The sequence below is a fragment of the Streptomyces sp. NPDC056503 genome, from assembly GCF_042794995.1.
Lineage (GTDB): Bacteria > Actinomycetota > Actinomycetes > Streptomycetales > Streptomycetaceae > Streptomyces.
In genome coordinates this window covers 25,714-39,752 of the sequence record NZ_JBHTST010000070.1, presented here as the reverse complement: position 1 = coordinate 39,752, position 14,039 = coordinate 25,714, and the positions used below count along the sequence as shown (strand labels likewise).

General features: G+C 72.3%; 12 protein-coding genes and 1 riboswitch. Of the genes, 4 read left to right on the top strand and 8 right to left on the bottom strand.

The window, feature by feature from the left end:
* Positions 1–41: 41 nt before the first annotated feature.
* Positions 42–3,185, bottom strand: a complete 3,144-nt coding sequence (locus ACFQ8C_RS21385; RefSeq protein WP_383459789.1) for an FG-GAP-like repeat-containing protein — start codon at positions 3,183–3,185, stop codon at positions 42–44.
* Between the two features lie 254 nt (positions 3,186–3,439).
* Between ACFQ8C_RS21385 and ACFQ8C_RS21380 the strand changes: the two genes are divergently transcribed.
* Positions 3,440–3,772 (top strand): deoxyxylulose-5-phosphate synthase, encoded by a 333-nt coding sequence (locus ACFQ8C_RS21380; RefSeq protein WP_383459786.1) that lies wholly within the window; start codon positions 3,440–3,442, stop codon positions 3,770–3,772.
* A gap of 163 nt (positions 3,773–3,935) precedes the next feature.
* Here the strand turns inward: ACFQ8C_RS21380 and groL are convergent, their stop codons facing one another.
* The 4 genes from groL to thrC form a co-directional block, all read right to left on the bottom strand.
* Complete coding sequence (gene groL / locus ACFQ8C_RS21375) at positions 3,936–5,558, bottom strand: chaperonin GroEL (RefSeq protein ID WP_043226129.1); 1,623 nt, start codon at positions 5,556–5,558, stop codon at positions 3,936–3,938.
* A gap of 408 nt (positions 5,559–5,966) precedes the next feature.
* Entirely contained in the window at positions 5,967–6,170 is a 204-nt protein-coding gene (locus ACFQ8C_RS21370) for a cold-shock protein (protein ID WP_030498267.1), read from the bottom strand.
* 412 nt (positions 6,171–6,582) lie between these two features.
* Positions 6,583–6,861 carry a MoaD/ThiS family protein gene (locus tag ACFQ8C_RS21365; RefSeq protein WP_043226131.1) on the bottom strand — a complete coding sequence of 93 codons (279 nt, stop codon included), beginning with the start codon at positions 6,859–6,861 and terminating at the stop codon, positions 6,583–6,585.
* A gap of 18 nt (positions 6,862–6,879) precedes the next feature.
* Entirely contained in the window at positions 6,880–8,166 is a 1,287-nt protein-coding gene (thrC, locus tag ACFQ8C_RS21360; RefSeq protein WP_383459782.1) for a threonine synthase, read from the bottom strand.
* Positions 8,167–8,183: 17 nt separating this feature from the next.
* A riboswitch (SAM riboswitch) is annotated at positions 8,184–8,326 on the bottom strand.
* A gap of 121 nt (positions 8,327–8,447) precedes the next feature.
* Between thrC and ACFQ8C_RS21355 the strand changes: the two genes are divergently transcribed.
* From ACFQ8C_RS21355 to ACFQ8C_RS21345, 3 genes are all read left to right on the top strand, one after another.
* The gene (locus tag ACFQ8C_RS21355) at positions 8,448–9,389 is read left to right on the top strand and encodes a glucosyl-3-phosphoglycerate synthase (RefSeq protein ID WP_383459795.1); all 942 of its coding nucleotides are present in this window, start codon (positions 8,448–8,450) and stop codon (positions 9,387–9,389) included.
* A 38-nt stretch (positions 9,390–9,427) separates the two neighbouring features.
* On the top strand, positions 9,428–9,904 hold the full coding sequence (locus ACFQ8C_RS21350) for a hypothetical protein (RefSeq protein WP_383459779.1): 477 nt from the start codon (positions 9,428–9,430) through the stop codon (positions 9,902–9,904).
* A gap of 82 nt (positions 9,905–9,986) precedes the next feature.
* A complete protein-coding gene (locus ACFQ8C_RS21345; RefSeq protein WP_383459776.1) occupies positions 9,987–11,432 on the top strand; it encodes a trehalose-6-phosphate synthase in 1,446 nt (481 codons plus the stop codon).
* A 112-nt stretch (positions 11,433–11,544) separates the two neighbouring features.
* On the opposite strand, the gene otsB is transcribed toward ACFQ8C_RS21345, so the two are convergent.
* From otsB to ACFQ8C_RS21330, 3 genes are all read right to left on the bottom strand, one after another.
* Positions 11,545–12,387, bottom strand: coding sequence for a trehalose-phosphatase (otsB, locus tag ACFQ8C_RS21340; RefSeq protein WP_383459773.1), 843 nt, complete (start codon positions 12,385–12,387; stop codon positions 11,545–11,547).
* A gap of 74 nt (positions 12,388–12,461) precedes the next feature.
* Complete coding sequence (locus tag ACFQ8C_RS21335; RefSeq protein WP_383459771.1) at positions 12,462–12,716, bottom strand: DUF3263 domain-containing protein; 255 nt, start codon at positions 12,714–12,716, stop codon at positions 12,462–12,464.
* Positions 12,717–12,740: 24 nt separating this feature from the next.
* A complete protein-coding gene (locus ACFQ8C_RS21330) occupies positions 12,741–14,024 on the bottom strand; it encodes an extracellular solute-binding protein (RefSeq protein WP_383459768.1) in 1,284 nt (427 codons plus the stop codon).
* Positions 14,025–14,039 lie beyond the last annotated feature (15 nt).

Here is a 14,039-nt window from a genome sequence, read left to right as displayed (position 1 = left end):
CCCGGGACCTGCCCCGGGCCTCCCCCTCCGTCGACTCCCGGCTAGAACAGGCCCTTGAAGCCGTTCCAGCCGCCGGTGCCGATCAGCACCCGGCCGCCGTACGTGCCGGAGCCGGTCGACGCGTACCGGTACAGCTTCCCGTCCGTGGTCCGCGCGAGCAGGTCGGCCCGCCCGTCACCCGACAGGTCGCCGACCCCGACGAGCGCCGAGTACACGCCCCAGCCGCCGCCGACCTTCACCCGGGCGGTCACGCCGCCGGTCGCGGTCCCGTCGTACCGCCACAGCACACCGGCGGAGTCGACGCCGAGCAGGTCGCCCCGCCCGTCGCCGTTCAGGTCACCGGCGCCGACCAGCTTCCTGTACAGCTTCCAGTTCACCCCGATCCGCACCCGCGCCTTCAGCGCGTGCGTCGCCGTGCCGCCGTAGAAGTACACGTCACCGGTGGACGCCTGACGGGCGATCAGGTCGACGTACCCGTCCCCGTTCACGTCGCCGGACGAGGTCAGGAGGTCGTAGCCGCCCCAGCCGCTCCCGACGGGCGTGTACGGAGACGACGCCGTGACGGCCTTCCCGCACCCGGGCCGGTACGCCCGCAGGTCGCCGCCGACGCGCACGTACACGTCGGCGCAGCGGTCGCCGTTCAGGTCCCCGGCGGGCACGAACAGCGAGCCGGCCGCGAACGTGCCGCCGACCCCGGCGGTACGCGACGAGAGCGCGCCCGTGCCCGTGCCCCGGTACATCGACATCGCGCCCGCCGCGTCCGTCACCAGCAGGTCCCCGAAGCCGTCGTCCCCGGCCATGTCCCGCCACACCGCGGCGGCACCGGACACGGCCACGCTCCCGGAAGCCGTCGGATCGGCCCCGTGCCCGTCGGCGGGCTTCACGGTGAGGCTCCAGGTGTACGCCCCGTTCGGCACGTACTTCCCGGCGGCGTCCTTCCCGTCCCACGAGGGCGCCACGATCCCGCGCGCCTCGCCACCGGCCAGCGTCCGCACGCTCTTCCCGCTCACCTTGTGCTTGAGCGTGAGCGTCCACGAGGAGCCCGGCTTCGACAGCCACCAACGCGGCTTCCACGCACCGGACCTGATGTTCGCGGCGGGGGTGTCGGCGTCGATGGCGGTGAGCCGGCTGGTGACGCCGCCGAGACCGGTGACGCGGACCGACTGGTACGGGTCGACGAAGGCGACACCTCCGCCGAAGCGGTCGACCGTCCACCACCGGCCGTCATAGGCGTCCGCGCCATGGAAGACGGTGCCGAGTTCCTTCGTCTCCGCCTCACCGGACCGGACGTCGTCCACGTAGAGGGTCTTGGTGTGGCCCAGGGCCTCGAAGGCCACGAATCCGTCACCGAGGTGGAGCGGCGCGCCCACCGGGACCCGGGTCCAGACCGAGGTGCGCTTCTCGCGGTCGTGGACCACCACGGAACCGGTGCTGTTCGCGCACCTCGCCGAGATCCACTTGCCGACGACCTCCAGGCCGGTGAACTTGCAGCTGGTGCCGAGGTCGGCGGTGGCGACCGTCGCGCCGGTGCGCACGTCGACCGCGGTGACCTTGCCGTCGGTCGTGGAGCCGGTCCACAGCTGTCCGCCCCACAGAGACTGGTTCAGGACGGAGGAGTCCCGGAGGACGGCACCGGTCTCGATGTCCGCGACGATCGAACGGCCGACCCCACCGGCCTCCGCGGAGAAGTGGACGTAGCGGCCGGAGACCCGGACGACGGTGTCCAGGGCGAGCTCGCTCGCGTGCTTGACGACGACGCTGCGGGTGGCACCGCCCCTGCCCGGGGTCGTCACGTGCACCGCGACGGCGCATTCGGTGCAGCCGGGACGGTTCACGCTGTCCAGGGTGACCAGGCGGCCGTCGCCGGTGTCCGACCACCAGCGCGTGTAGGGCGCGTCGTGCGGGGCCTGCGGACAGTCGGCGGCCGAGCCCAGCGTGTCGCAGCTCCACCGCGCGGTCGCCGCGTGCGTGCCCGTGAGGGCGAGGTCGTACCCCTGGAGCACGCGGTGGCCCGAGCTCCACCAGCCGTCGTCCTGCGCCACGAGCCGCCCCTGGGACAGGGTCAGGCCCGCCCGGGGGAAGATCCCCAGCAGGGTGAGGACGTGCTCGGCTGCCGGTGCGCCGTTCGCGCCGGGGGCGATCCGCTGGACGCCGAACTCGCCCGCGTCCGGTGTGCCGGCCACGTACACCGCGCCCCCCGCCCCGACCGCGAGGGAGGCATCGGCCGTCACGGTGACACCGAGGTCGCGCGACGTGCCGCCGGCGAGCGGGAGGGCGTACAGCGCGGCCTGCTCGTGGTAGTCGTCGTCCGTCGTGGAGAGCGCGGTCCGGCCGAGGAGCCAGTCGCCCACGAGGCCGAGCCGCGTGGTGGTGTCCGTGACGGCGTGCGGCAGCGTGACCCTGCGGCCGGGGGCCGCCGGGTCGGTACGGGAGAGGACGAAGGCCTCGGTCGCACCGGCCGCACCGCCGAACAGGATCCTCCGCGCGTCGAGCGCGACGGACTCCACGTCGGTCGCTCCCCTGGGGAACGGGGGCTCCGGCAGCGGCGTGACGGTGCCGGAGGCGAAGTCGAGCAGGACGAGGGCCGTCTTCGGCCCCGTCGGACCGACGGCGTAGCGCAGGACCGCGCCCGTACCGTCCTGGGCGAGGACGGTCGGCTCCGAGACGGCGTTCGGCAGGCGCGCCTCCCGGCCGGCCGGGGGATTCTCGCCGTAGCCGACGAAGTACAGGGTGGCGCCGTCGGCGCCGGTCCCGTACCGGACCAGGTGGCGGCCGGCGAGGAGCGGCAGCCATCCCTCGCCGAGGTCCGTCTCCAGTCCGGAGGTCCGCCCGGTCGCGAAGTCGTGGACGGTGGCGGAGGACCGGGGTCCCTCGCTGTACCAGTCGGGGCAGACCACCACGTCCCCGGCCGAGAACGAGTCACCGGGCTCGCACGGCGGCGCGTAGGCAGGGGACCCGCCGCGCAGGTCGTGCCAGCCGACCCGCGAGGAGTCGAGCACCTGGACTCCGGTTCCGGCACCTTGGATCTCGGCGTGGACCGGGGCGTCCGGGTCGCCCGGGGCCGCGATCGTCACCTCGTACGGCGCCGTGTCGGCCGCCGCCGCGAGCGGGGCCGTGACGGCCGCGAGGCCCGTGAGGGCCAGGGTCGTGCTCAGGGCGAGCGCGACGGTTCTTCGGACGGACAAGAAAGGGGTCCCCTCGTACGGAACGTCGATGACGACGGCAGAGGGGAGGCGGAAGAGGACGCGCGGGCGGGCACAGCGGCGTACGCCGGTCCCCGCGCGCACGCGCGGTCCTGGGCGCCGGCCCGATGCCCCCACCTGCCGGCTGGCGCGATCGTACAACTGACCGAAACCCTTCGGGAAGTGGAGGATCCCCATCCGCCACCGCCCCGGAAATCCCCGCACCCGGGCCCGCCCCCACCCCTACGCTCACCCCCATGGGATACACCAGGACCTCGTACGTCTGCCTGCCGTGCCGGGGCTCGTACAAGCAGGGGTACGACCACGGGCCCGAGCGGAAGTGCCCTCGGTGCGGGGAGCTCATGGTGGGTGTCGGGTCCGCGTTCCAGCCGCCGCGGCGGCGGGACGACGAGGCGTGGCGGGTGCTGTCGGTGCTGCTCCACGCGGGGGTCCGCTTCCACAAGCGGGGCTGCTGCGGGAGCGGGTCCGGCTACCGGCCGCGGACGCTCGCCGAGGTCAAGGCCCGCGTCGCCCACGCCCGCCGCACCGGGGAGCCGCTCGCCGAGGCCCTCGTACGGCCGGTCGTCTGAGGCACGGGCACACGCGCGGCCCCCACACGCGGAGCCGCGCGCGGGGCCGCACGCGGAAACGCACGCGGAGCCCCGCACGGAAACGCGCCGAGGGCGGCACCCCCTCGCGGGGAGTGCCGCCCTCGGCGTTCGCGTTCAGCGAGGAACCACCGATCCGTTCGGATCAGAAGTCCATGTCACCGCCCGGCATGCCGCCGCCGGCCGGGGCCGCGGCCTTCTCCGGCTTGTCGGCGATGACGGCCTCGGTGGTGAGGAAGAGCGCGGCGATCGACGCGGCGTTCTGCAGCGCGGAGCGCGTCACCTTGGCCGGGTCGATGATGCCCTCGGCGACCAGGTCGACGTACTCGCCGGTCGCGGCGTTGAGGCCGTGGCCCGGGGTCAGGTTGCGCACCTTCTCGACCACGACGCCGCCCTCAAGGCCGGCGTTGACCGCGATCTGCTTGATCGGGGCCTCCAGGGCCAGCTTGACGATCGCGGCACCGGTGGCCTCGTCGCCGTCCAGCTCCAGCTTCTCGAAGACGCTGGAGGCCTGGAGCAGGGCCACGCCGCCGCCGGCGACGATGCCCTCCTCGACGGCCGCCTTGGCGTTGCGCACGGCGTCCTCGATGCGGTGCTTGCGCTCCTTGAGCTCGACCTCGGTCGCGGCACCGGCCTTGATGACCGCCACGCCGCCGGCGAGCTTCGCGAGGCGCTCCTGGAGCTTCTCGCGGTCGTAGTCGGAGTCGCTGTTCTCGATCTCGGCGCGGATCTGGTTCACGCGGCCCGCGACCTGCTCGCTGTCACCGGCACCGTCGACGATGGTGGTCTCGTCCTTGGTGATGACGACCTTGCGGGCGCGGCCCAGCAGGTCGAGACCGGCCGACTCCAGCTTGAGGCCGACCTCCTCGGAGATGACCGTGCCGCCGGTGAGGATGGCGATGTCCTGGAGCATGGCCTTGCGGCGGTCGCCGAAGCCCGGGGCCTTGACCGCGACGGAGCGGAAGGTGCCGCGGATCTTGTTGACGACCAGGGTCGACAGGGCCTCGCCCTCGACGTCCTCGGCGATGATCAGCAGCGGCTTGCCCGACTGCATGACCTTCTCCAGGAGCGGGAGGAGGTCCTTCACGGAGGAGATCTTGGAGTTGACGATGAGGAGGTAGGGGTCCTCGAGCGAGGCCTCCATGCGCTCCATGTCGGTCGCGAAGTACGCCGAGATGTAGCCCTTGTCGAAGCGCATGCCCTCGGTGAGCTCCAGCTCCAGACCGAAGGTCTGGGACTCCTCGACCGTGATGACGCCTTCCTTGCCGACCTTGTCCATCGCCTCGGCGATGAGCTCGCCGATCTGCGTGTCGGCGGCGGAGATGGAGGCGGTGGAGGCGATCTGCTCCTTCGTCTCGACCTCCTTCGCCTGGTCGAGCAGGGCGCCGGAGACGGCCTCGACGGCCTTCTCGATGCCGCGCTTGAGGGCCATCGGGTTGGCACCGGCGGCGACGTTGCGGAGGCCCTCGCGGACGAGCGCCTGGGCGAGGACGGTGGCGGTGGTCGTACCGTCGCCGGCGACGTCGTCCGTCTTCTTGGCGACTTCCTTGACCAGCTCGGCGCCGATCTTCTCGTACGGGTCCTCGAGCTCGATCTCCTTGGCGATGGAGACACCATCGTTGGTGATCGTGGGGGCGCCCCACTTCTTCTCGAGGACGACGTTACGGCCCTTGGGGCCGAGGGTGACCTTGACGGCGTCAGCGAGCTGGTTCATGCCGCGCTCGAGACCGCGCCGGGCCTCCTCGTCGAACGCGATGATCTTGGCCATGTGAAGTGGTCCTCCCGGACATGGGGTGGATAACGCTCCAGGACCGCGCCGACGCCCGCGACGGACGGCCTCCGCGTTCCGCGTGGTTCCTTGCCCCACCCGGGTCGGCGGCCTCGTCTGCCCGATCCTCGTAGCACTCTCACCTTCCGAGTGCTAACGCCAATGATTAGCACTCGACCCATGCGAGTGCAAGCGACTCTCGTGGATCGGGCAGCTCCACGCCGGAGTCGCGGGGCGCCCCGGGAACGCCCCCCGAACGACTCCGGGGCGGCCCCGGAACGCCCCGGAAGCGGCGCCGGAACGCCCCGGAACGCCCCGGAACCGCCCCGTGGAACGCGCGAGGGGCTCGCATCCCCAGGGATGCGAGCCCCTCGACGACGAGACGTCGGTGGCCGATCGCGCCGCGCCTCAGGCGGTCACCTTGACCATGTCCGCCTGCGGACCCTTCTGACCCTGCGAGATCTCGAACTCGACTCGCTGGCCTTCTTCGAGGCTGCGGTACCCATCCATCTGGATGGCGCTGTAGTGGACGAAAACATCCGCACCACCGTCGACCGCGATGAAGCCGTAGCCCTTCTCCGCGTTGAACCACTTGACGGTGCCCTGAGCCATGCCTAACTCCCCTATTACTTACTGGCCCTTGCGCGGATCCGCACTTCACGGACCCGGGTCAGAACCTGCGCCGGAACGCGTCGACCGCGGCTGAATGTATCTGTCCAACTGCCCTCTGCAACAGGGCAATCCACCGGGAATTCTGGGTGGATCGGAAAGGGGAATCAGGGAGAAATCACTGAATTGCAGGGCAACTCGGGCCGGGCGAAAGCCGCATAAGGGGCAGAGTGCATATGCTTTTCGGCCGCTTCTTGGCCCGTTCTCGTCAGGTCCGGGGCCACTCTCATATGCGCCTGGCATGAGCGGCGGAGGGGGCTTCCCCAACTCTATCGCGCTCAACCATGCAGAATTGCCCCCTCCGCTTTCTCTCGCGGAAGGGGCAATTCTGTACCGACCGGTAAAACAGCGGGGCTCAGCAGCCGCCGGCGACCGCCGGGATGATGGAGACGCCCGCGCCGTCCGGCGTGGCGGTCTCCAGGCCCTGCTCGAAGCGGACGTCGTCGTCGTTCACGTAGACGTTCACGAAGCGGCGCAGCTTGCCCTGGTCGTCCAGGACGCGGGCGGCGATGCCGGTGTGGTTCTTCTCCAGGTCGGCGATGACCTCGGCGAGGGTGCCGCCCTCGGCGGGGACCTCGGCCTGGCCGCCGGTGTAGGTGCGGAGGATGGTGGGGATGCGGACGTTCACGGCCATGCTGTGTTCACGGACCTTTCAGTGGGCCAGGCCCGCGTCGCGGAACGCGTCCAGGCTCGGGCGGATGGTGGCGGTCGCCTGAGAACTGTCGGCCACGGCGTCCAGGGTCTTGAGCCCGTCACCCGTGTTGAGGACGACGGTGGTGAGGTCCGGGTCGATGACGCCGGCCTCGACGAGCTTGCGGGTCACGCCGACGGTCACGCCGCCCGCGGTCTCGGCGAAGATGCCCTCGGTCCGGGCGAGCAGCTTGATCGCGTCGACGACCTGCTCGTCGTTCACGTCCTCCACGGCTCCGCCGGTGCGGCGGGCGATGTCGAGGACGTAGGGGCCGTCGGCCGGGTTGCCGATCGCGAGCGACTTGGCGATCGTGTTCGGCTTCTGGGGGCGGACCACGTCGTGGCCGGCCTTGAAGGCGGCGGACACCGGGGAGCAGCCCTCGGCCTGCGCGCCGAAGATCTTGTACGGCTTGTCCTCGACGAGGCCCAGCTTGACGAGCTCCTGGAGCCCCTTGTCGATCTTGGTGAGCTGGGAGCCGGAGGCGATCGGGATGACGAGCTGGTCGGGGATGACCCAGCCGAGCTGCTCGCAGATCTCGTACGCGAGCGTCTTGGAGCCCTCGCCGTAGTAGGGGCGCAGGTTGACGTTGACGAAGCCCCAGCCCTCGCCGAGCGGGTCGCCGATGAGCTCCGAGCAGAAGCGGTTGACGTCGTCGTAGTTGCCCTCGATGGCGACGAGGTCACCGCCGTACACGCCGGCCATGACGACCTTGCCCTGCTCCAGGTCGTGCGGGATGAAGACGCAGGAGCGGAAGCCGGCACGGGCGGCGGCGGCGCCGACGGCGCCGGCCAGGTTGCCGGTGGAGGAGCAGGAGAGGGTGGTGAAGCCGAAGGCGCGGGCGGCCTCGATGGCCTGGGCGACGACCCGGTCCTTGAAGGAGTGGGTCGGGTTGCCGGAGTCGTCCTTGACGAACAGCTTGCCGGGGGCGACGCCGATCTCGCGGGCGAGGTTGTCGGCCTTGACGAGCGGGGTCCAGCCGGGGTTCAGGTTCGGCTTCTCGGCGACGTCGGCGGGGACGGGCAGCAGGGGCGCGTACCGCCAGATGTTCGCGGGGCCGGCCTCGATCCGCTTCCGCAGCTCCTCGGGGTCGCCGGCGGGCAGTTCGTAGGCGACTTCGAGGGGGCCGAAGCAGAGCTCGCAGGCGAAGATCGGGCCGAGGGCGAAGACCTCGCCGCATTCGCGACAGGAAAGCCCGGACGCGGGACCGAGGTCGACGGTGGTGGCGGGTGCGACGGTCTGTACAGCCATGGAGGGGAGGCCCTTTCTCCTCATCTTCCTCATGGCGCATTTCGCCATGAGACGGATTTGGCACCTTCCCTAGCCGGGGGCCTCGCTGGCGCAAGACAAACCGACTGGAGGGTTGCCGGGGCTTCAACGGGCCGTATCCCTCTGCCCCTCTGGATGAGCGGTATTCGATTGTGAGACGCGGGTGGGACCCCGACATGCATCGGGCATCCGCGTTGTTCAAGACTGTAACCGAAGGCTTCGAAGGTGGAGACGGTCGTCCGATCCGCGAGATGGAGATCACGTTGCTGGAAGAAGTGGAGCGCTGGCTGGACCGGCGGTCCTGGTCCGTGTCCGACCGGCCCCTCGACCGGGTGCTCGCCGCCAAGCGGGGGACGACGGTCAGCGTGGTGCTGCCCGCGCTGAACGAGGAGGCGACGGTCGGGGACATCGTCAGCGTGATCCGGCGCGAGTTGATGACCGAGGCGGTGCCGCTCGTGGACGAGCTGGTGGTGATCGACTCGGGCTCCACGGACCGCACGGCCGAGGTCGCGGCGGCGGCCGGAGCGCGGGTGGTCGCGCGGGACGGGATACTTCCCCGGATCCCGGCGGTCCCGGGGAAGGGCGAGGTCCTGTGGCGGTCACTCATGGTGACCGGCGGGGACGTGGTCTGCTTCGTGGACGCGGACCTGCGGGACTTCTCGGCGGACTTCGTCACCGGCATAGTGGGCCCGCTGCTCACCGACCCGGACGTGGAGTTCGTCAAGGCGATGTACGACCGCCCCTTCGGTGACACCCCAGGTCAGGGCGGTCGGGTGACGGAGCTGGTGGCGCGCCCCCTGCTCAACCTGCACTGGCCGCGCCTCGCCGGCTTCGTGCAGCCGCTGGGCGGCGAGTACGCGGCCCGGCGCTCACTGCTCGAACGGCTGCCCTTCCCCGTCGGTTACGGAGTGGAGCTGGGTCTCCTCGTCGACGCGCTGCACACGGTGGGCCTGGACGCGCTGGCGCAGGTGGACGTCGGGGTGCGCAAGCACCGGCACCAGGACGGGCAGGCGCTGGGCCGGATGGCGGCGGCGATCTACCGGACGGCGCAGCTGCGGCTCTCCCGGGGCCATCTCGTACGCCCCTGGCTGACCCAGTTCGAGCGGGGCGAGGAGGGCTTCGAGCCGCGGACGTACGCGGTGGACACGGAGGAGCGCCCGCCGATGGCCGAGATCACGGAGTACGCGCAGCGACGCGTGGCGTAACGCCCGCACATGATGGGCTTTGCCTACATTGCCCTTTCATGCGCTTCGTACGATCCCGCCCCGCCCGCGGGCGATCCCGCCCCGCCCGCGGGTCCCGTGTGCTCGCGGCGGGCCTCCTCGCCGCGGCCACGCTCCCGCTGGCGACGGCCGCACCGGCCGCCGCCGATGTCGTCGAACCGTTCGGCCCGCGGTACCAGGAGTCCCTGTACGGGGACTCCACCACGGTCGGCAACACCGTCATGGGCTGCCCCCCGGCCCCCGCCGGCCCGGCGGCCCGCTGCGCGACCGCCACGAGGGGCGAGGGCGCGGACGGCGGCGACGCCTTCGTCACGCGACGCCCGGCCACGGGCGGGACCGGCGACGCGTACGGCACCGGAGGCACCGGGAGCGGCGGCTCGATGGCCGACACCGGGGCCCACGGCGAGCGGCTGTGGCTGCTCGGCGCGCTGGCCGTGGTCCTCGCCGCGACGGGCCTGGTCGCGAAGGCGGCGATGCGCGGCCGGCGGATCCGCTAGAACGGGGCGGCCGTCCGTATCCGGCCGACCGCTGACCGTATACGTACGTTTGAGCGTTTACGGGACGGGCTAGGTTCGCCACATGGCTTCCGTACTCGTGGCATCCAACCGAGGCCCCGTCTCGTACACGCTCGGTGACGACGGCACCCTCTCCTCCCGCAGGGGCGGCGGCGGCCTCGTCTCCGGCCTGAGCGCCGTGGACTCCCAGGACGGCCTCTGGGTGTGCGCGGCGCTCGGCGACGGCGACCGGGAGGCCGTCCGGCGCGGCGTCGCCGAGCCCGGGGTGCGGATGCTGGACATCGACCCGGAGGTGTACGCCGACGCGTACAACGGCATCGCGAACTCGGTGCTGTGGTTCCTCCACCACCACCTGTACGACATCCCGCGCGAGCCCGTCTTCGACGCGGCCTTCCGCCGCCGCTGGGCCTCCTACCGCGCCTACAACCGCGCCTTCGCCGAGACCCTCGCCGCCGAGGCGTCCGAGGGCGCGGCGGTCCTGGTGCAGGACTACCACCTGGCCCTGGTCCCCGGGATGCTCCGCGAGCTCCGCCCCGACCTCCGCATCGGCCACTTCACGCACACCCCGTGGGTGTCGCCGGAGTACCTGCGGATGGTGCCGGACGACATCGTCGAGGAACTGCTGTGGGGCATGCTCGGCGCGGACGAGCTCGGCTTCCACACCTGGGGATGGGCGTCCTCCTTCATCGGCTGCTTCCAGCAGCGCGAGGACCCGACCGGCTTCGCCCAGGGCGTGTGGCCCAGCGGCGACCCCTGGTACGGCGTGGAGTGGCGCCGCAACGACACCGGGAAGGGCCGCACCCGCGTCCAGGTGTACGCGCTGGGCGTCGACGCCGACGAGCTGCGGGCCCTCGCCCACCGCCCCCAGGTGGACGACCGCCTGGCCCGGCTCCGCGAGGAGGTCGGCGGCCGGAGGACCATCGTCCGCGTCGACCGCACGGAGCTGTCGAAGAACATCCTCCGCGGCCTCCTGGCCTACCGGGAGCTCCTCACCACCCACCCCGAGTGGCGCGAGGAGGTCGTCCACCTGGCGTCGGCGTACCCCTCCCGGCAGGACCTGGAGTCGTACCGCGCGTACACGGCCTCCGTCGTCGCCCTCGCCGAGGAGATCAACACCGAGTTCGGCACCGCCGGCTGGCAGCCGGTCCTGGTCTCCGTCGAGGACGACTTCACCCGCTCCCTGGCCGCCTACCGCCTCGCCGACGTGGCCCTGGTGAACCCGGTCCGCGACGGCATGAACCTGGTGGCGAAGGAGATACCCGTGGTCTCCGACGCGGGCTGCGCCCTGGTCCTGTCGACCGGCGCGGGCGCCCACCGCGAGTTGGGGAAGGACTCCCTCACCGTCGACCCCTTCGACGTCTCGGCCACCGCCGAGGCCCTCCACGCCGCCCTCACGATGCCGACCGCCGAACGCGCCGAGCGCACCAAGCGCCTGGCCGAGGCCGCCACCGCCCTCCCCCCGCAGCGCTGGTTCCTCGACCAGCTGGCCGCGCTCCGCGACCCCTCCTAGGAGGCGGCCTCCCGCCGCTCGCGCCCCCAGGCCGCGAGCGGCTCCAGGGCGTCGTCGAGCCGGAGGGCCACGGCAGGCCGAACCGGTCGCCGCGAGGGCGGTACGGAGGGGCTCAGCCCTCCCGTACCGCCCTCGCCAGTTCCGCGAGGAGGGCGACCACCCCGGACGGGCCCGGGACGGAGAGGTCGGCGCGGTCGGCGAGTTCGGGGACCTCGGTGGAGCCGGAGCAGACGAGGAGGCCCGGGAGGCCGTCGCCGCGGAGCTTCTCCACGGCGGCGAAGGCCGGCAGGTCGCCCAGGTCGTCGCCGGCGTACAGCACGGAGCCGGCGCCCCTCTCGCGTACGAACTCGGCCAGCGCCACGCCCTTGTCCATCCCCGGGGGGCGGAGCTCCAGGACCAGCCGGCCCGGCTCCAGCACGAGGCCGTGCGCGGCGGCCAGGTCGCCCAGCGGTCCCTTCAGCGCCTCGAAGGCGGCCTGCGGGTCCCCGGCGCGGCGGGTGTGGACGGCGACCGCCCGGCCCTTCTCCTCGATCCAGACGCCGGGCCAGGCGCCGTGCCGGTCGAGGAAGCCGGGGAGTTCGGCGCGGACGGAGGCGACGCCGGGGTGCGGGGCGGCGGCCGTGACGGTGCCGGTGGCGGCGTCCCAGCGTTCGGCGCCGTAGTGGCCGAGGACCGTGAGGTGCTCCAGGCCCGGCACCCCGGCGAGGCCGCCGTGCCGGACGGCGACGCCGGCGGGGCGGCCGGTCACGATGACGACGGCGGCGAGGTGCGGGGCGAGCGCGGCGAGCGCGGGGACGGCGCCGGGGTGGGCGCGGGCCCGCTCGGGATCGGGGACGATCTCGGCGAGCGTCCCGTCGAAGTCCAGGGCGACGACGGCGTCGGAAGGGCGCGCGAGGAGCGCGTCCAGGCCGTCGCGGCCTGCGGGTGTGGCCGGGTGCGGAAGGCTGCTGACCATGCGACCGACCCTACCGACGAGGGCGCGCCGCGTCAGCGTGGCCGGACTCACCTCCGGGCCGTCTCGCGGAAGGTTTACCTCCGGCGTTCCTTCTCTTCCCGCACCCGTCGCAGGCGGTTGACCGTGACGGGGTCGTGGGCGAGGGCGCGGGGGTCGTCGAGGAGGGCGTTGAGGAGCTGGTAGTAGCGGGTCGGCGAGAGCCCGAGGCCCTCGCGGACGGCCCGCTCCTTGGCGCCGGGGCCGGGCCAGGAGCGGCGCTCGACGGCGAGGACGGCCTGCTCGCGCTCGCCGAGCCCGCCGCCGCCGTCCTGCGGCGTCTCTTCGGTCATACGACCAACCTATTACCCGGCGGTCTACTCCGCCGCCTCCGCCGCCGTCGCCGTGCGGGCGATGGCGCCGAGGACGTCGGCGGGGCGGCCGGCGGGGGTGACGGCCCTGCCGATGTCCTGCTTGATGGTCTCGCTGACCTTGGCCCAGGAGGTCTTGCCGACGGGCGGGAGCTGGGCGGTGGGCAGCGCCTTCAGGAACTCGCGGAGGCCCGCGTGCTCGGCCGCGGTCTCCATGCGGGTGGAGGCGCTGACGGTGACGGGCAGCAGGTCGTTGTCGCCGGCGAACTTGAGCACGTTCTCGTCGCTGAAGACGAAGTCGAGGAAGGCACCCGCCTCCTTGCGGTGCCCGTTCTGCTTGAAGCCCATGATCCAGTCGGCGACGCCCATGGAGGCCCTGGCCGGGCCGTCGACGCCGGGGAGCGGGGCCTGGCCGACCTTGACGCCCTGCTTGGCGGCCTCCTGGACGAGCGAGGGGTGGCCGTTGAGCATGCCGACCTCACCGCGCGCGAAGGCGGCGAAGGCGGCCTTGCGGTTGAGCTTGCCGGGGGCTATCGGGCCGGTGAGGCCCTGGTCGACCAGCTTGTCCTTGAGCCAGGCGAAGGTCTCGATGTTGGCCTCGGAGGCGATGGCGTACCGGTCGGAGTCGTCGGTCCAGCCGCCCCCGCCGGCGAGCAGCCACATCAGGGACTCCGCCTGTGCCTCCTCCGGGCCGAGGGGGAGGGCGAAGGGGGTGCGGACGCCCTCCTTCTTGAGCTTCTTCGCCGCCGCGGCCAGCTCGTCCCAGGTGGTGGGGGGCTCGATCCCGGCCTTGTCGAAGAGGTCGGCGTTGTAGAAGAGGGGGCGGGTGGAGGCGACGAACGGCATGCCGTACTGGACGCGCTCGTTCTCGCCGGCCTCGGCGAGCGCCGGGAGGAAGTTGGCCTGCACGGGGATGGTGAGGAGGTCGTCGGCCGAGTAGAGCTGCCCGGCGGCCGCGTAGTCGGCGTAGGCGCCGATCTGGGCGACGTCGGGGGCCTGGCCGGCCTTCACCATCTCGGCGACCTTGCGGTCGACGTCGTCCCAGGACTCGACCTGCACCTGGACCTTGATCCCGGGGTGGCCGGCCTGGAAGGCGGCGACGAGGTCGTCCCAGTACTTCCTGGTGGTGTTGCCGCCGGTGAGGTCGTAGTCGGCGGCGACCAGGCGCAGGGTCACGTCACCGCCGTCGCCGCCGAGGGTGCCGCAGCCGGCGACCGTGGAGGTCAGGCCCAGGGCGGCGGCGGCCGCGGTCAGTCCAAGGAATCGTCGCCGCTCCACGGCTTCATCCACCTTTTGCTCGTCATT